Consider the following 18,700-nt stretch of genomic DNA (forward strand, 5'->3'; position numbering starts at 1 on the left):
ATGTCAGACTACTCAATTGGCGACCTCTTGTTATCCTTGTGAGCGCATAATCTCATTGGACTGCGCAATTTTCTTTTTCCACTGTTCCGCACGACGGGTACGGTCAGCAACTTGTCCTACCAGTTGTCCACACGCAGCGTCGATATCATCACCACGTGTCTGACGAATCGTACACACAAAACCGGCATCAGACAAAGTTTTTTGGAAAGAAATAATCCGGTTACGGCTTGAACGGCCATATGGCGCATGCGGGAACGGGTTAAATGGAATCAGGTTAATCTTGCTTGGCAGATCTTTAAGCAGCTTGATCATCTGCTGGGCATGTTCAGGTTTGTCATTTACGCCATCCAGCATCACGTATTCGATGGTCACGTGCTTACGCGCACTTTCATTACCATCTTTAGTGATGTAGCGCTGACAAGCGGCAATAAGCTGCTCTAGCGGATATTTTTTGTTGATTGGCACCAGTTCATTACGCAGCTCGTCATTGGTTGCGTGTAATGAAATCGCCAAAGCCACATCAATATCTTGCGCCAACTGGTCAATTTTCGGCACGACACCAGATGTTGAAAGCGTTACGCGGCGTTTAGACATGCCATAAGCAAAATCATCCAGCATAATGCGCATAGAGTTTAATACAGCATCATAGTTCAGCAATGGCTCGCCCATGCCCATCATCACCACATTGGTCACTGAACGCTCACGCTCAGCCACAGGCACTTCTTCCATATAGGAGTAGTTGGCCATCCATAACTGACCAATGATTTCAGCTTGAGACAAGTCACGCTGGAAACCTTGCTTACCGGTTGAACAGAATGAACAGTCTAGGGCACAGCCCACTTGTGAAGAAATGCACAGGGTCTTACGTGAGCCGGTTTTGTCTTCTGCCGGAATCAACACGGTTTCAACCAGAGAACCGTCACCATCACCGACACGGAACACCCATTTACGGGTACCGTCTTTGGAATAGTTTTTATGCACCACTTCTGGCGCTTTAATTTCACAAATCTTTTCCAGTTTTTCACGCAGCTTGCCCGAGATATTGGTCATCTCGGCAAAATCAGTCACGAAATACTGATGAATCCATTTCATCACCTGACCGGCACGGAACTTCTTCTCGCCCATATCTTCGAAGAATTTTTCCATTTGCGGACGTGACATGCCTAGTAAGTTCACTTTTTCCACAGAATTTTGCTGTGCAGGAGTGGACGGAGATTGTTGCTGTGCATCAGAAACTGCTGATGTAGCGACCACTTCAGTACTCATGTGTATACCTAAACCATGTCTAAAGATGAAAGGAGAAGCTCAATATCTGAGCAAAGAATTATTCAGAGAATAAAAAAACCAGATAAGTATAATAACACTTATCTGGTTTGAATACTGCGTATTAACGAGTACGTGGAGCAATCTCAGTTTGCGCGAAGAAGTAGTTAATTTCGCGGTCAGCAGATGCTACAGAGTCAGAACCGTGAGCAGCGTTTTCGTCGATGCTTACAGCGAAGTCTGCACGGATTGTACCAGGAGCGGCTTCTTTAGGGTTAGTCGCGCCAAGGATGTCACGGTGAGCAAGAACAGCGTTTTCGCCTTCAAGAACTGAAACAACAACTGGACCAGAAGTCATGAATGCAACTAGGTCACCGAAGAAACCACGTTCTTTGTGCTCAGCATAGAAGCCTTCAGCTTCAGCTTGAGTCAGGTGTTTCATTTTAGTCGCAACGATTTTAAGACCTGCTTTTTCGAAACGAGCAAAGATGTCACCGATGTGGTTTTTAGCAACTGCGTCTGGTTTTACGATAGATAATGTACGTTCAATAGCCATGATTGGCTCCTTAAGTCAATTGTTGACATGAAAATTTGCCGCATTATACCGAATAATGGACTTTTTTCTGCCTTTAAACTGTAAAAAAATTGCTTTTTTCAATTGGCAATTAACGTGCTTCGTCAATCCATGCCATTTGAATGGCTTCCAGAAGCCCTTCGGTTGATTTGGTTGGATCATCTTCAAAATCAGGAAGTGCACATACCCAGGCATGCAGGTCAGTAAAGCGAACCCATTGCGGATCCACGTCTGGATGCGCTTCATACAATTCAATCGCGATATCGAGGGTATCAGTCCAACGTAAACCCATGTCTATTCCTAAGCCTATTTACTGTGATGTAGTACTTTAGCAAATCTGCAAAATTCTGCGAGCCTTTGCCAGATCATCTCGTGATTTTTTACAACATGATATTAAAAAAAGGTGCCGTAAATACAATCATGGTGGCCACCAGCGCGCCCAATATGGCTCCTACCGCCACATCACTTGGATAATGCAAGCCTAAAACCATTCGGGAGATCGCGACCAGAATGGCAAATGGCAACATTAAAAACAGCAAAAAAGGTACGATATAGCCCAGCACAATGGTCACCATCACTGCATGCAAGGTATGTCCCGAAGGAAAACTAAAATGATCCAGCGGATGCTCACAGAGCCGAATCACCTGATGCACCTGATAAGGACGTGGACGTACTGTTTTAGTTTTTAACAGTTTATAAATTAAGGTTCCGATCATACTGCCAAACACCAGATAAACAATCTGCAAGGTATACATCAGGCCCTGAATCAGCCAGACGGCAATTAGCATCAAATACCAGAATACGCCATTGCCCAACCGGCTAATGATTTTAAAAAAAGCTGCAATGCGTTCTGAATGTGAAAAATGATTAAGATAAATACAGCCTTTTAAATCAATTTCTAAAAATTTTAGTTTTGCATTCTGAAATTTCATTGTAGAGCTCTTATTGTTTTATGCCCTGTATTTCAGGTTTTGCACGACTGAAAAATAGAGCTTGTTCAAATTGACACATGAGATAATCGCTATTCACCTTTTTAGTTTGTTAATGTCCGCATCCTTCTGTAATCGTTATAAATCGCTTAATTCAGACATCTAAAGATGAATTCTTACTACTATCCCAACCCAATCAGCCAACTTTTCCGATCATGTTGCAGCTGTAAACAAGTACATCCATGATCATTAGCGATCACTGCTCCACCGCTGGCCATCGCCTCCTGCACTATATTTTCTAACCTTTCAATCCGACCTATCTGAACTGTTAATAGATGATTTATGTATACTGGCATTCATTGAAATACGTCTGGATCACTACATTCAATTCATTCTTTGAGAATACTAGCCTTTAACAAAACCTGAGAAGGATCGAATGTGTTTTGAGTATAGTGCAGTTATAGCGCACAAGACTTTGGTGAAAATGTATCTGTAAGCCGCTTCTTGCCTTGCTCTTACTCAAAATTCGGCTATTTCCAAGCATTTAAAAGTTAATGAGATATAACTATCTATACTTTTAAGTATGGGGCTCGGGTGTGACTGTTTTATGAATTGATTTATGGGAGCTTAGCATTTCTTACATTATCAAACTTGCTGATGCTTTATGTCTGTTCCATCTACCTTTTCAATTTCTTTACTATACTTATGCTCAACCAATAACCGATTAAATACCTGATCCATGCCAATGAATTCAACTTGTAAAATAGTTGCCATTTTTGAATATGATTTATTTTTTGAGATAACCTTTTATCTTCAAATCCCCAGTCAACCAACAAAGCTGCTCCAAGCAATAAAATTAAAATTAAGACAGCTAACCACAAACTTAATGAAAGCCAACTACCCCCACAATACATCACGATAAATAATCGTTTGGATTTGCTGCCATGAAGTTTTGGTATTTTTTAATTCGAATGCATATTGCTCAAACTCTTGATCACCTGCTCCTACTTCAATCCAAACATAGATATGATTTTCTATATTAAAAATTCAGTTCGATCTTTCATCTTATCTTTTTATATTTATTTAAATTATTATTCGACTATATAAAAAAACCCACTCTAGTGAGTGGGTTTTCGCATTCAAATCAAATGATCCAAGAAATTAGTTTTTCTCTTTATCAACGATTTTGTTTGCTTGGATCCAAGGCATCATTGCACGCAATTTAGCACCAGTTTGTTCAATACCGTGTGCAGCGTTTTGACGACGACGAGCAGTCATAGATGGGTAGTTCAACGCACCTTCTTGGATAAACATCTTCGCATATTCACCAGATTGGATACGTTTAAGCGCATTACGCATTGCTTCACGAGACTGTTCGTTGATTACTTCAACGCCAGTTACGTATTCGCCGTATTCAGCATTGTTAGATACTGAGTAGTTCATGTCAGCGATACCGCCTTCGAACATCAAGTCAACGATCAGTTTAAGTTCGTGTAGACATTCGAAGTAAGCCATTTCAGGCGCATAACCAGCTTCAACCAGAGTTTCGAAGCCCATTTTAACCAGTTCAACAGCACCACCACAAAGAACCGCTTGCTCACCGAACAGGTCAGTTTCAGTTTCTTCACGGAAAGAAGTTTCGATGATACCAGTACGGCCACCACCTACACCTGAAGCGTAAGAAAGCGCAACATTACGAGCATTACCAGAAGCATCTTGGTGGATCGCGATTAAGTCAGGAACACCTGAACCACGTTGGTATTCAGAACGTACAGTGTGACCAGGAGCTTTAGGCGCAACCATGATTACGTCCAGGTCTTTACGTGGAACAACTTGGTTGTAAAGAACAGAGAAACCGTGAGCAAATGCTAGAGTCGCGCCTTCTTTGATGTTTGGCTCGATCACGTCGCGGTAAAGTTGAGCTTGGAACTCATCTGGAGTCAAGATCATGACTACGTCAGCTTGAGCTACAGCAGCAGGAACTTCAGCAACTTTAAGACCAGCGTTTTCAGCTTTTTTCCAAGAAGTAGAATTCGCGCGTAGACCAACAGTTACGTCAACGCCAGAATCTTTAAGGTTAAGCGCGTGTGCGTGACCTTGTGAACCATAACCAATGATTGCTACTTTCTTAGATTGGATAATAGATAAGTCGCAGTCTTTATCGTAAAAAATTTGCATTGCTGTCTCCGCTTAAATGCTTGTGTGTCCGTTTCATCAGGCAATGATCCTTGATCACATTGCCTGAAGCCCCCTTCTTATTAGAATGAGGAAATAATTTAAAAAATTTAGATGGTTAGTACTTTTTCGCCGCGTGCGATACCTGATACGCCTGAACGCACCACTTCCAAAATCGTGTTTTCTGCTAATGCATCAATAAAACCGTCGATTTTTTCAGTCGTACCCGCGATTTGAATCGTGTAAGTTGTTGGTGTTACGTCAACCACCTGACCACGGAAAATATCGGTCGTACGTTTGATTTCATCACGGGTTGCACCTAAAGCTTTCACTTTGATCAGCATCAACTCACGTTCAATGTGTGCACCTTCAGACAGATCCACCACTTTAACCACTTCTACCAGCTTGTTCAGCTGTTTGGTGATCTGTTCGATCTTGTGATCATCACCATAAGTCGTCAAAGTCAGACGTGAAAGTGTTGGGTCTTCAGTTGGCGCAACGTTCAATGTTTCAATGTTGTAGCCGCGTTGTGAGAATAAACCCACCAAGCGAGAAAGCGCGCCTGCTTCGTTTTCTACGAGTACAGAGATAATATGTCTCATTTCGTGCGCTCCCCTTTTGCTAACCACATATCCTGCATCGATTGACCCGCAACCAGCATTGGATATACGTGTTCTGTACGGTCAACCATTACGTTAATAAATACGCACTTATCATTGATTGCCATCGCTTCTTCTAGCTTAGACTCAAGCTCGTCTGCATGGTCAATCTGAATACCTACATGACCATAAGCTTCCATCAATTTTGCAAAGTCAGGTAAAGACTCTACATAAGAGCTAGAATGACGGCCTTCGTAGTTCATGTCCTGCCACTGTTTCACCATACCTAAGGCACGGTTGTTCAGGCACAGGATTTTAACGTTCAAGCCATATTGCTTACAGGTAGAAAGTTCCTGGATACACATCTGAATAGACGCTTCACCAGTAATACAAACCACTTGCTGATCTGGGAATGCAAGTTTCGCCGCCATCGCATATGGCAGACCTACACCCATCGTACCTAGACCACCAGAGTTGATCCATTGACGAGGACGTTTGTAGCGATAGTGTAACGCGCCGAACATCTGGTGCTGACCAACGTCAGACGTGATGATCGCTTCACCATTGGTGATTTTGTCTAGAGCACGAACCACTTGCTGAGGCTTCATTGAGCCATCAGTCGGTACATCGAACTTCAAGCCATGAACCTGACGCCATTCATCAATCTGTTTCCACCATGCCGCAATCGCTTCAGGATTTGGCTTGGACACATTCATTTGCTTCAACTGGTTCAGCATTTCGTTCAGCACAGGTTCTACTGCACCCACGATTGGAATGTGCGCCATGATGGTTTTAGAAATGGTCGCCGGATCGATGTCAATGTGAATGACTTTGGCATTCGGACAGAATTTCGCCGGGTTATTGGTTACACGGTCATCGAAACGTGCGCCTACACACAGAATCACGTCTGCATTGTGCATGGTCATGTTGGCTTCGTAAGTTCCGTGCATACCCAACATGCCGATGAATTGTGGATCATCGCCTGGGAATGCGCCAAGGCCCATCAGGGTATTGGTAACCGGGTAACCCAATAGATGTGCAAGCTCAGTTAATTGTGCTGAAGCATTGCCCTGAACCACGCCGCCGCCTGAGTAAATGACTGGGCGTTTCGCATGAATCAGTTCATCAATCGCTTTACGGATTTGACCTGAGTGACCACGATATGGTGGTTGATACGAACGCATCTTCACTTTTTCAGGATATTCGTAAGCAAATTTCTCTGCCGGGTTGGTTGCATCTTTAGGAATATCAACTACGACTGGACCTGGACGGCCAGATGACGCGATATAGAATGCTTTTTTGATAATTGAAGGAATTTCGCTGGCATGGCGAACCTGGAAGCTGTGCTTCACGATTGGGCGAGAAATACCGACCATATCAGTTTCTTGGAACGCATCCTCACCGATCAAATGGCTTGCAACCTGACCAGACAGGATCACCATTGGAATGGAGTCCATATAAGCCGTTGCAATTGGAGTAACGGTATTAGTCGCGCCTGGGCCAGAAGTGACCAGCACAACACCAGTTTTACCTGTTACGCGTGAGTAAGCATCCGCCATGTGACCGGCAGCTTGTTCGTGACGTACGAGGTAATGATTAATTTTGTCTTGTTGAAATAGCGCATCATAAATATGCAGTACTGCGCCGCCTGGATATCCAAAAACATGTTCAACGCCTTCATCCGCTAATGCGCGAACGAGCATTTCACCACCAGATAGAAGTTCCAACGTGATTCACCCTATATTATTCACTGCACAAATGGGAGGCATTTGCAGTGTTCATTCATTAACTGTCTGCACTGTTATAGCACACAAATTTCATAGTTTTCAAAGCAATAGGAATAAAAAATCCGATCTACCTGCTGTTCGAGCAATACAAGATCTAAAACATGTTGGGGTAAACATATTTTGTTCGCTTTGTTCAATTTTTCGGCTAGAAAAATTGCCCATTGCATGACATGACACTTATTCGAAGGGTGATCGATCTAAGGCATATAAAACTATTGCTGCATTCTTGTGTTTTCAGCCTTTAAAGTCAAGTTTAAAAAACAGGCTATTATTGTTTATACGTCTAAAATTTGCTGCTTTTACAGGCAATTTCGACTTTAACTCTGGTTTTTAGCTTTAAAATTCTAATTTAAATTAATAAATTTCATATACTTAAAACTTTAATTTTATAAATTTTTAATATGTCTTATATAAAAAAATTGAATGAATTTTTAAGAAATTCAATGCAACTGTTTATAAATAAATTTTTTTTATATAAAATTACTCTTTTTAGGTATCAGCTCAAAACATTAAGATCACTACTGATCACAAAATTAATTGAATTAAAAATCATCTTATGGCAAAAAATTCTCTACAATAACAACCCTATTTAACCGCTTGAAATTTTCAGGACTTTTACTCATGAAAAGATCTTTCCTGACCGCATTAAGTTTTGCCACTACGTTTGTTTTAGGTGTAGCAAGCAGCTCTGCTTTAGCGATTGAATATTATAAATGGGTCGATGCCAAAGGCGTGACTCACTACACTAAAACCCCGCCTCCTAAAAATGCCAAGCACAAAAGCAAAGTAGAAACCTATGGCTGGAACAATTCCGCGCCTACCCCAGCAAGAACAACCGAAAATGAGAACCAGACCGAAACGGGTAACTCAAACTCATCTGCACCTGTGCCTGTCGTTTCTGAAAATGAGCAGCAACAGCGTGAAGCCAATGAAGCTTTACAACGTGGTCAGTCTGAGCGTGTAGCCTTCTAATCATACTCGTCTGCCAATTTAGATTTTTCCTGCAGAATCCCGTACGCAAAATTCACTTTTAGGTGCATTTTGCGCTATGCTGTGCCTTATATTTTTTTTAACCGTTCTCTTGTATTACGTATATGACTACTCACATTGACTCAGAATATCAAGCCAGTGCGATTGAACCTCAAGTCCAGCAGGACTGGGAATCTCGCAAAGCCTTTAAAGTTGCCGACACTGTAGAAGGTCCACGTCGTTATATCCTCTCGATGTTCCCTTACCCAAGTGGCAAACTGCATATGGGTCATGTGCGTAACTATACCATTGGTGACGTGATCAGCCGCTTTCACCGTTTAAAAGGTGAAACTGTATTACAACCCATGGGTTGGGATGCTTTCGGTCTTCCTGCGGAAAACGCTGCAATTGCACACCAGGTCGCTCCTGCAAAATGGACTTTCGAAAATATTGATTACATGCGTAATCAGTTGAAGAAACTTGGCCTGTCTGTAGATTGGGATCGTGAATTTGCCACCTGCACACCAGAATACTATCGCTGGGAACAATGGCTATTCGTTCAGCTTTATAAAAAAGGCCTGATCTACCGTAAACTTTCTACAGTCAACTGGGACCCAGTAGACCAAACAGTTCTTGCCAATGAACAGGTTGAAAATGGTCGCGGCTGGCGTTCAGGTGCATTGGTTGAAAAACGTGATATTCCAATGTACTACTTCCGCATCACTGATTATGCGCAAGAATTACTGGACGATCTTGAAACACTGAAAGACGGCTGGCCACAACAAGTCCTGACTATGCAACGCAACTGGATTGGTCGCTCACAAGGTATGGAAATCACCTTCCCTTCAGCGAATCCGGAAGTCTATGCAGACGGTTTAACTGTATTTACCACGCGTGCCGACACATTGATGGGTGTAACTTATGTTGCAGTTGCAGCAGAACACCCAATGGCGTTAAAAGCTGCGGAAAATAATCCTGAGCTTCAAGCATTCATCGAAGAATGCCGTATGGGTTCTGTGGCAGAAGCGGATCTTGCGACTGCTGAGAAGAAAGGCATGGCAACAGGTCTTTCTGTGAAACACCCTGTAACAGGTGAAGAAGTTCCAGTCTGGATCGCAAACTACGTTCTTATGTCTTACGGTTCAGGTGCGGTGATGGCGGTGCCTTCACATGATGAACGTGACTTCGAATTTGCCAATAAATATGGCTTAACCATCAAGCAAGTGATTGATGCCAAAGGTGCAGAAGATACAGACTTTGACGCAACTCAATGGCAAGAATGGTACGGCTCTAAAGACGGTAAACTGGTTAATTCAGGCGAATTTGACGGTTTAGACTTCCAAGGTGCGTTTGATGCATTCTTGGCGAAACTTGAACCACAAGGTCTTGCGAATGTAAAAGTTCAATTCCGTCTACGTGACTGGGGTGTATCTCGTCAGCGTTATTGGGGTTGTCCAATTCCAATGATCAACTGTGACAAGTGCGGTCAAGTGCCGGTACCTGAAGATCAACTGCCTGTGGTACTTCCAACTGATGTTGTGCCAGACGGTTCAGGTAACCCGCTGAACAAGATGCCTGAATTCTACGAAACCAAATGTCCATGCTGTGGTGGTGACGCGCGTCGTGAAACAGATACCCTGGATACCTTCGTAGAATCATCTTGGTACTATGCACGTTATGCATCTCCAGACTTTACTGATGGCATGGTAAAACCTGAAGCAGGTCAAACTTGGCTTCCAGTCAACCAATACATCGGTGGTGTTGAACACGCGATTCTGCACTTGCTCTATGCACGTTTCTTTCACAAATTGATGCGTGACGAAGGCGTGGTACAAGGTAACGAGCCGTTCACTAACTTGCTCACTCAAGGTATGGTGCTTGCGGATACCTATTACCGCGAATCTGAATCAGGCAAGAAAACCTGGTTCAACCCTGCCGACATCGAACTTGAGCGTGATGAGAAAGGTCGCATCACTTCTGCGAAATACAAAGGTGATGGTCAAGATGTCATCGTTGGCGGTCAGGAAAAAATGTCGAAATCGAAAAACAACGGTATCGACCCGCAAGCGATTATTGACCAATACGGCGCAGACACTGCACGTGTGTTCATGATGTTCGCAGCCCCACCTGATCAATCACTTGAATGGTCTGATGCCGGTGTTGAAGGTGCAAACCGCTTCCTGAAACGTGTATGGCGTTTGGCAACCGGTTTCCTTGAAAAAGGTAATACCGCGACTGACTTCGATAAAGCCGCTCTTTCTACAGCTGCGCAAGATTTACGCCGCAAGACTCACGAAACCATCCAGAAAGTGGGTGATGACATTGAACGTCGTCATGCATTTAACACTGCCATTGCAGCGATGATGGAACTGTTAAATGCGAACAACAAGTTTGAAGCGAAAGATGATAATGACGTTGCTGTAGCACGTGAATCGATCACTACGCTTCTTACTTTATTGGCACCATTTGCACCACATTTAAGTCAGACTTTATTGGCTCAGTTTGGAATCGAGTTAACTCAAGCGCAGTTCCCACAAGTGGATGAATCTGCATTGACTCGTAATACCCAAACCATTGTGGTTCAGGTGAACGGTAAACTTCGTGGAAAATTAGAAGTCTCTGTGGATGCATCTAAAGAAGACATTCTTGCACAAGCCAAAGCCTTGCCTGAAGTTCAGCAATTCTTGACTGGTCCAACCAAGAAAGAAATTGTGGTGCCGAATAAGTTAGTGAACTTGGTGGTTTAATTTAATCCCCCTAAATCCCCCTTTACAAAAGGGGGACTTCCCACTTCAAATAAAAAAATGAAGTCTCCTCCCTTTTTTAAAGGGAGGTCGGGAGGGACTCAATTAAACTCCCCCTAACCCTCTCCTTGTAGAAGAGGGAAATTCCTTCTCCCTTTGGGAGAAGGTTAGGATGAGGGAAAGGATTTCACAATTCCAAACAAAGCCCGTTGCCAGCCAACGGGCTTTGACTTTACAATCCGGTTCAGGATTTCAAATATTTCCCTGAGGGAAAAAGAGGATACTCATGCATTTAGGCAAACGTTTAGCAGCAATTGTTTTAACTTGTGGTCTAAGTGCAGGCCTCGTTGGCTGTGGCTTTCATTTAAAAGGAACCAATCCGAGTTCCGCACCTGTAGCTTACTCAGTCATGAGTCTGGCCTTACCTGACAATACTGAAGATCTTCAGGAAAAACTGGCTGTTTACCTGGGTGCTGCTGGAGTACAGCTGAGTAATGCACCTGATGCTTATGTCTTACGTGTCCTAGATTACACCCCTCGCCGTCTAGAATTGAATGGCAAGCTGGTAGAAACCTTATTGCGCCTGAATGTCACTTTCCGAATCGAAGATGCACAAGGCAATCCGGTGACTGAACCTCGTACAATAATCGCGACCCGTACCTATCAATATGATATTGAAACCGTGAATACGGATGACCAGGAACAAAAATTCTTAAATCAGGTCTTAATTGATGATGTGGCCCAGCAGATTGCCCGTCAAATTTCTTCGAATCGTTTGCCATTGGCAAAACCAGAAACTTCGACTCAACCAGCCCAATAAGACGACCCAATGAAACTTGACTACCTCCAGGCATTAAAACGTGTCAATGAAGCTCGCGGTGCCTGGGTGTTGCATGGTCAGGAGCCTTTGCTGGAACAGAATCTGGTAGATGCCTTTCGTAGCAGCTGGCAAAGCCGTGAAGTTGAACGCCAGCGTTATGATATTAGCTCTGCCTCTGACTGGAAAAATGTCTTCAATGCTTTAAACAGCCTGTCATTATTTTCTAGCCAACTGGCAATTGAAGTGCATGGCAATATCAAACCGGATGCCAGTGGTCTCAAACTGTTAAAAAACTATCTGCAACAGGACAGTGATAACCTGCTGTTGGTGGTCATGCCGAAGCAGGATGCCAGCAGCCTGAAATCCAGCTTTTTCCAGACCATTGATGCCAATGGCGTAAATGTATCGCTAGTGGCCAACTACCCAAAAGATCGTCAACAGATCCTCGGAATTGAAGCGGAAAAACTAGGAATTAAGCTGGCCAATGACGCCTGGCAATGGCTAGAGCAGCATCATGAGCACAATTTGCTGGCAGCCAAAAATAGCCTGATGCGCGTAGCAGATACCTTTGCTGAAGTAGATATTATCCAGATTGACCATCTATATGCCTGCTTGCAGGATCAGTCCCGTTACAGCACCTATGATCTGAGTGATGCCTTGCTCAATGGGAATTTGGCACAATCAATTAAGATCTTTCAGTATCTGATTGCCTCAGGTGAACCGATGAGCCTGATTTTGTGGAGTATCAGCAAAGAAATGCGTCTATTGATGCAATTATTTGAACAGCCACAAAATGCCTTACAAATCGGTATCTGGAAGACTAAAGTGAGCTTATATCAGCAAGCCTTGCGTCGTTTAAGTCCACAGCGCTTTTTAAGCTGGCCTCAGCTTTTGATCCGGATCGATGCTGCAATCAAAGGGATGTCCAGAGAGAACCCTGAACATCTGATCTTGCAGGCCATTGCTGAAATGTGCGGTCAAAGCTTGTTTGCATCCTCGAGTGCCTAACTAAAGAAACGCGCAAACCAGCCTTTACCTTTTTTCTTCTCCTGCGTTCGCAGGTAGCTCAGCATATTGTCCCGTACTGCTTCGACATAATCCTGATCATCGTGCTGAATATGGTTGATGAGCCATTTGGACAGAAGACGATATAAATCTTTTTCAATGGACTGACCTTGCTCAAACTTCAGACGATAATCATTTAATTTTTTGACAAATAATTCATGTATGCCGCGATGTGAAGGCAAATATTGATAACTCACCTGTTCCAGCAGGTTTTCTTCAAAGCTGAAATGTGACTGAGTATAGTCGATCAAATCATCTAAAACCTCCCGGATTTTATCGCGATCTCCGGTACTTTTGACCTGCTCTAAAGCATTTATATAGTCCAGAATCTGGCGATGTTGATGATCAATCACCTCAATTCCAATATTGTAACTTTCATTCCATTCCATCTATGAACCTCATTAATTTTCTTAGTAAAGTCGTATTATTTTTCCGCTCATTAAATGAGCATATTCTCTTAATAAATAAACCCATATTTTTTTTATGGAATTAAATATTACAAACTTTATTTGCTTAAATCTATATGTAAAACATAGATTTTTTAAATTTTAATAGAACATATCATTCGAAAAATTAGATTAAAAAATAAAAGAGGTTGGCTTTAGCGCAGAATTATTTTTACAACAAATATCATTAAAAACTTCCATGATATTGAGCAGCACAATGGCGTATTTTTATCAGCAATTTAGTGGCCAGCTTTTTGCATGCAGTCTATCTGAGAAGTACTTTATACTCCCATGAAGTTTTAATTGATTCATCATATGATCAATATTTTTTGGATAGCTAAATCGTATAAAATTTCACCTAAAAAAGATAACTCTAATAGGAGTAGTTCAATGAATCCTTTATATAAAATCAGGTTTTATCTTATATGCTTTTTTAAACCAGGCAGTGGAAAATAGTTCTCATTTTAAATAAAAAAAATTCACGTTTTATCCTAATTTCGCTTTTATAATCAACTGTTATCCTACGACCCGAATCTGAATCCATATGCCAAAAATAAAACCTACGAAACTCATTATGGCAATTGTAATTGCCATCCTGGTGGCAGTCACTGCCTGGTATTTTCTAAAACCAAAAGAGCAGCAGCCACAATACATTACAGCTGAAGTGACTCAAGGGGATATTGAAAATTCGGTACTGGCAACTGGTGTACTTGAAGCCACCAAAATGGTCAGTGTCGGTGCCCAGGTTTCGGGTCAGGTTAAAAAAATGTATGTGCAACTTGGCGATCAGGTCAAACAAGGCCAGTTAATTGCCCGAATTGACTCTGTTCGTCAGGAAAATGATTTAAAGACTGCTGAAGCCAGCATTAAAAACCAGATGGCACAGCTCGCCGTGAAACAGGCCAATCTTGCCAAGGTGGAAGCCGAGTATAAGCGTCAGCAAGCCATGTATGCCCAAGATGCGACCTCGCGTTCAGAACTGGAATCTGCATTAGCCAGCTACAAAACCGCTCAGGCAGATATCACTGCGATTAATGCACAGATTGAGCAGTCACGTTTAACCTTGGCAACCGCGAAAGAAGATCTCGGTTATACCCAAATCGTGGCACCCATGGATGGAACTATCGTAGCGATCGTGACTGAAGAAGGTCAGACTGTAAACGCCAATCAAAGCGCACCAACGATTGTGAAACTGGCACAACTGGATACCATGACGATTAAGGCTGAGATTTCCGAAGCCGATGTCATGAAAGTTCAGGAAGGCCAGACAGTGTATTTCACTACTTTAGGGAATACTGACAAGAAAATTTACGCCAAACTTCGTCAGGTTGAACCTGCACCAAATTCAATTAATACCGAAACCAATACTTCAAGCTCAACTTCAGGCTCTGCAGTGTATTACAACGCCCTGTTTGATGTACCGAATGAAGATGGCAAGCTGCGTATTGATATGACGGCGCAAGTCTATATCGTTCTTGATGAAGCACGAAATGTACTGACTGTTCCGGCGGCTGCCATTCAAGGTTCAAACCGTCCACAACGTCCGAATCGTGGTGAAGGCTCTCGCGGTGCCGTTGACCCATCTGCACTTGGTGAAGGTCAGGATCAAGCCCGTGGCGATAGTAAACGTCCGGCAGGTGACCGCCCTCCTCGCTTAGAACTTTCTGATGCTGAACGTGCCCTGGTTGAACAAGGTAAAGCTCAGCGTGCCATGGTTCGTGTATTGCAGGCAGACGGAACAGCAAAACCAACCCCTGTCCTGATTGGTCTGAATAACCGTGTTACTGCACAAGTGATCAAAGGCTTGAAACGTGGTGATCAGGTTGTGATTGCAGATGGCTCTGATACTTCTAATGACGGTGCTAAACGTGGCGGCAGTGGCCGTGGTCCTGGTGGCGCCGGCCCAATGAGAATGTAAGCATGAATCAACAACAGCAACCTCTACTCGAGGTCAAAAATCTGGTTCGTGAATTCCCTGCGGGTGAAAGCACGGTCCAGATTTTAAAAGGGGTCAATCTGGAGATTTATCCGGGCGAACTGGTCGCCATTGTCGGTCAGTCCGGTTCCGGTAAATCCACCCTGATGAATATTCTGGGCTGTCTGGATAAGCCGACCAAGGGCAGCTATAAAGTTAAAGGCCGTGAAACCCGCGAACTTGAAGCTGATGAACTAGCGCAGTTACGTCGTGAATATTTCGGCTTTATTTTCCAGCGTTATCATCTGCTCAGTGATTTAAGTGCGGCAGGTAACGTCGAAGTTCCTGCAATTTATGCCGGTGCAGATTCAGATACCCGTCACGAACGTGCTGTCAAATTACTGACTGATTTGGGCTTGGGTGAAAAAACCCAGAACCGTCCGAGTCAATTGTCTGGTGGTCAGCAGCAGCGTGTTTCGATTGCCCGTGCCCTGATGAATGGCGGTGACGTGATTCTTGCCGACGAACCAACCGGTGCACTGGATAAGAATAGCGGTATTGAAGTGATGCGGATTCTGCGTGAGCTGAATGCCAAAGGTCATACCATTATTCTGGTCACACATGATCATAACGTGGCAAAAAATGCGACGCGTATTATCGAGATTTCAGACGGGAATATCATTTCAGATAAACCGAATATGCCTGAAGTTGATGATGGTTTCGAGAAAGAAAATCTGGTCCGAAATGAACAGAAGAAAATCTCGAGCTGGCGTTCTGCAGTAGACCGTCTCGGTGAAGCTTTCCGTATGGCCTTATTGGCCATGAATGCGCACCGGATGCGAACCTTCCTGACCATGCTCGGGATTATTATCGGGATCGCATCGGTGGTTTCGGTCGTTGCGCTGGGTAACGGTTCACAAAAGCAGATTCTGGAAAATATCAGCAGTCTCGGGACCAATACCATTACCGTGTTCCAGGGCCGGGGCTTCGGGGATAATTCACGTTCCTCCCAATCCAAGACGCTAATTCCCGCTGATGCCGATGCACTGGCAGAACAGCCTTATGTGGATGGGGTCAGCCCATCAGTTAACAGCAGTGTCACCGGACGCTTCAAAGAGATCGAAGCATCGACCACGGTTAACGGTGTCAGTGAAGACTTCTTCTATGTCAAAGGTATGACCTTTAAATCAGGTCAGCCATTTGATAAGGAAAGTATCACTGAGCAGGCACAGGATGTGGTGATTGATACCAACACCCAAAATACTTTCTTTGCGGATGGCACCAATCCTGTCGGTCAGGTACTGCTTTTAGGCAGTGTACCGAGCCGGGTGATTGGCGTCATTGATGCGCAAAAAGGCATGATGGGAAATAATGATAGCCTGAATGTCTATCTGCCCTACTCTACGGTCATGAGCCGTATGCTGGGTCAACCGAATGTGCGTCAGATCATTGTGCGTATTAAGGATGAATATCCAAGCGCAGCCGCGGAAAATGCCATTTTGAATTTACTGGTCCAACGTCACAGTGCGCAGGATGTGTTTACGCAAAATGCAGACAGTATCCGTGAAACGATTCAGCAAACGACTCAAACCATGACCTTGCTGATCTCTGCGATTGCGGTGATTTCTCTGGTCGTCGGTGGTATTGGTGTAATGAATATTATGCTGGTTTCCGTGACTGAACGTACTCAGGAAATCGGGGTAAGGATGGCGGTCGGTGCGCGCCAAAGTGACATTCTGCAGCAGTTCCTGATTGAAGCTGTTCTAGTTTGTATTCTGGGCGGTATTTTAGGCGTATTGCTGTCACTCGGTATCGGTCAGCTGATTACCCATTTTGCTGGAGGAACCTTCCAGATGGCATACTCGACCACATCGATTGTCGCGGCCTTTGTCTGCTCAAGCCTGATCGGTATTGTGTTCGGCTTTATCCCGGCACGTAATGCAGCCCGTTTGAATCCGGTCGATGCACTTTCTCGAGAATAAGGAATCTGATATGCATACTCTTACCAAACTTGCCAGTGCCCTGATTCTAGGGAGTTCATTGGTCGGCTGTGCGGCCGTGGTGAAAACGCCGTATGAACAACCTGCTGTACAGGTACCTAACAACTTTCAAAACAGTAAAGCTGTAAGCCAGCAAATCCATGCTGATATTCTGGCAGATCAATGGTGGACTCTATTTAAAGATCCGCAATTGAATAATCTGGTGAATGACGTACTGGCAGCCAATAGTGATCTGGCCGTAGCCGGGATTAATTTGCAGCAAGCTCGTATTCAGGCCAGACAAACACAAAGCCAGCAAGGTGTACGTATCAGTGATGCGGGGTTAACCACGCGTAGAAGCTTTGATCTGGAAGATGGCAGCAGTTCATCCGGCTTTGGGGTTAATTTCCCTGGCTTAAGCTATGAACTGGATCTGTTCGGTAAACTGGCCAATCAGACTGAAGCAGCACGCTGGGAAGCCCTGGCATCTGAAGAAGACTTGCAAGCGACTGCACAAAGTCTGATTGGTACGACTGCTCAACTGTACTGGCAGCTGGGTTATCTAAATGAACGTTATAGCGTAGTTCAACAAAACCTGGCGACTGCACAGCGTACGTATGATCTGGTCAATGTCCAGTATCGCGCCGGGGCAGTATCTGGTCTCGATCTGACTCAAGCTGAACAGGCGATCCAAAGCCAGCAAGCGACCTTAAGTCAGATTGAACAGCAACGTGTGGAAACGCGTACGGCGCTGGCAGTACTCATGAATATGCCTGTGCAACAGCTTTCGATTCAGGAACCTAAACGTTTACCGAATATTACTTTACCGTCGATTGAAGCCGGCTTACCTGCTAGCCTTCTCTCCCGTCGTCCTGACTTGAGAGCCACTGAATTGCGTTTGCGTAAAGCCTTGGCCAACAAGGATGCCAATAAAGCCAGTTATTATCCTTCGATCAGCCTGACTGGCAATTTAAGTACTGGCGTAGGCACCAGTTCATCATTGTCAGATGCACTTAAAAATCCGGTGGCGACCTTAGGCGCAGGACTCAGCCTGCCATTCCTGCAATGGAATGATATGAAACGTGATTTACAGGTGAATGAACTGGAATACGAAAAGGCAATTATCCAGTATCGTCAGACCATGTACGAAGCTTTTGCCGATGTAGAGAATGCCCTGTCCAATCGTACTGAACTCACCAAACAGGTTACGTTACAACAACGTAATGTTGAACTGGCTGAACGTAGTGAACGTCTGACCGAAGTGCGTTATCGTAATGGTGCAGTGGCATTGAAAAATCTGCTGGATGCACAAGAGACTACACGTAATGCCCGTCTGTCTTTGGTGCAAACCCGACAAAGCCAATACAATGCTTATGTGACCCTGATGCAAGCTTTGGGTGGTAGCCCGATCAAGCAACTACCTTAAGTATTTAGC

The 18,700-nt window shown here is 44.0% G+C and carries 15 protein-coding genes; 7 read left to right on the forward strand and 8 right to left on the reverse strand.

The window, feature by feature from the left end:
• Positions 1 to 30 precede the first annotated feature (30 nt).
• The 7 genes from rlmN to FTU19_RS01455 all read right to left on the reverse strand — a co-directional run bounded on the left by rlmN (position 31) and on the right by FTU19_RS01455 (position 7,267).
• Positions 31 to 1,266, reverse strand: coding sequence for a 23S rRNA (adenine(2503)-C(2))-methyltransferase RlmN (rlmN, locus tag FTU19_RS01425; protein ID WP_159124113.1), 1,236 nt, complete (start codon positions 1,264 to 1,266; stop codon positions 31 to 33).
• Positions 1,267 to 1,387: 121 nt separating this feature from the next.
• Positions 1,388 to 1,819 carry a nucleoside-diphosphate kinase gene (gene ndk / locus FTU19_RS01430; RefSeq protein WP_004782097.1) on the reverse strand — a complete coding sequence of 144 codons (432 nt, stop codon included), beginning with the start codon at positions 1,817 to 1,819 and terminating at the stop codon, positions 1,388 to 1,390.
• 109 nt (positions 1,820 to 1,928) lie between these two features.
• Positions 1,929 to 2,129 carry a Fe-S cluster assembly protein IscX gene (gene iscX / locus FTU19_RS01435; protein ID WP_005232138.1) on the reverse strand — a complete coding sequence of 67 codons (201 nt, stop codon included), beginning with the start codon at positions 2,127 to 2,129 and terminating at the stop codon, positions 1,929 to 1,931.
• A gap of 88 nt (positions 2,130 to 2,217) precedes the next feature.
• Positions 2,218 to 2,769: a phosphatase PAP2 family protein gene (locus tag FTU19_RS01440; protein ID WP_180025125.1), complete on the reverse strand. Its 552-nt coding sequence runs from the start codon at positions 2,767 to 2,769 to the stop codon at positions 2,218 to 2,220.
• A gap of 1,158 nt (positions 2,770 to 3,927) precedes the next feature.
• Entirely contained in the window at positions 3,928 to 4,944 is a 1,017-nt protein-coding gene (gene ilvC, locus FTU19_RS01445) for a ketol-acid reductoisomerase (protein ID WP_005232140.1), read from the reverse strand.
• Positions 4,945 to 5,051: 107 nt separating this feature from the next.
• The gene (ilvN, locus tag FTU19_RS01450) at positions 5,052 to 5,543 is read right to left on the reverse strand and encodes an acetolactate synthase small subunit (protein WP_004782091.1); all 492 of its coding nucleotides are present in this window, start codon (positions 5,541 to 5,543) and stop codon (positions 5,052 to 5,054) included.
• Complete coding sequence (locus FTU19_RS01455; protein ID WP_166139073.1) at positions 5,540 to 7,267, reverse strand: acetolactate synthase 3 large subunit; 1,728 nt, start codon at positions 7,265 to 7,267, stop codon at positions 5,540 to 5,542. The genes ilvN and FTU19_RS01455 overlap by 4 nt, the downstream gene beginning before the upstream one ends.
• A gap of 681 nt (positions 7,268 to 7,948) precedes the next feature.
• On the opposite strand from FTU19_RS01455, the gene FTU19_RS01460 reads away from it, so the two are divergent.
• From FTU19_RS01460 to holA, 4 genes are all read left to right on the forward strand, one after another.
• Positions 7,949 to 8,299: a DUF4124 domain-containing protein gene (locus FTU19_RS01460; RefSeq protein WP_180025124.1), complete on the forward strand. Its 351-nt coding sequence runs from the start codon at positions 7,949 to 7,951 to the stop codon at positions 8,297 to 8,299.
• 122 nt (positions 8,300 to 8,421) lie between these two features.
• On the forward strand, positions 8,422 to 11,043 hold the full coding sequence (gene leuS, locus FTU19_RS01465) for a leucine--tRNA ligase (protein WP_180025123.1): 2,622 nt from the start codon (positions 8,422 to 8,424) through the stop codon (positions 11,041 to 11,043).
• 283 nt (positions 11,044 to 11,326) lie between these two features.
• Positions 11,327 to 11,860 carry a hypothetical protein gene (locus FTU19_RS01470; protein ID WP_180025122.1) on the forward strand — a complete coding sequence of 178 codons (534 nt, stop codon included), beginning with the start codon at positions 11,327 to 11,329 and terminating at the stop codon, positions 11,858 to 11,860.
• A 9-nt stretch (positions 11,861 to 11,869) separates the two neighbouring features.
• Positions 11,870 to 12,868: a DNA polymerase III subunit delta gene (gene holA, locus FTU19_RS01475; protein ID WP_180025121.1), complete on the forward strand. Its 999-nt coding sequence runs from the start codon at positions 11,870 to 11,872 to the stop codon at positions 12,866 to 12,868.
• Here holA and FTU19_RS01480 read toward each other — a convergent pair.
• Positions 12,865 to 13,314, reverse strand: a complete 450-nt coding sequence (locus FTU19_RS01480) for a bacteriohemerythrin (RefSeq protein WP_166136355.1) — start codon at positions 13,312 to 13,314, stop codon at positions 12,865 to 12,867. The genes holA and FTU19_RS01480 overlap by 4 nt on opposite strands.
• 601 nt (positions 13,315 to 13,915) lie before the next feature.
• Here FTU19_RS01480 and FTU19_RS01485 point away from each other — a divergent pair.
• Genes FTU19_RS01485 through FTU19_RS01495 form a run of 3 tightly spaced genes read left to right on the forward strand, consistent with a single transcriptional unit; the run spans position 13,916 to position 18,691 of the window.
• Positions 13,916 to 15,289: a MacA family efflux pump subunit gene (locus FTU19_RS01485; protein WP_180025120.1), complete on the forward strand. Its 1,374-nt coding sequence runs from the start codon at positions 13,916 to 13,918 to the stop codon at positions 15,287 to 15,289.
• Between the two features lie 2 nt (positions 15,290 to 15,291).
• Positions 15,292 to 17,268 (forward strand): MacB family efflux pump subunit, encoded by a 1,977-nt coding sequence (locus tag FTU19_RS01490; protein WP_180025119.1) that lies wholly within the window; start codon positions 15,292 to 15,294, stop codon positions 17,266 to 17,268.
• A gap of 10 nt (positions 17,269 to 17,278) precedes the next feature.
• The gene (locus FTU19_RS01495) at positions 17,279 to 18,691 is read left to right on the forward strand and encodes an efflux transporter outer membrane subunit (protein WP_180025118.1); all 1,413 of its coding nucleotides are present in this window, start codon (positions 17,279 to 17,281) and stop codon (positions 18,689 to 18,691) included.
• Positions 18,692 to 18,700: the final 9 nt, after the last annotated feature.

Source organism: Acinetobacter sp. YH12072 (assembly GCF_013419565.1).
In the GTDB taxonomy this organism is placed as follows: Bacteria; Pseudomonadota; Gammaproteobacteria; order Pseudomonadales; family Moraxellaceae; genus Acinetobacter.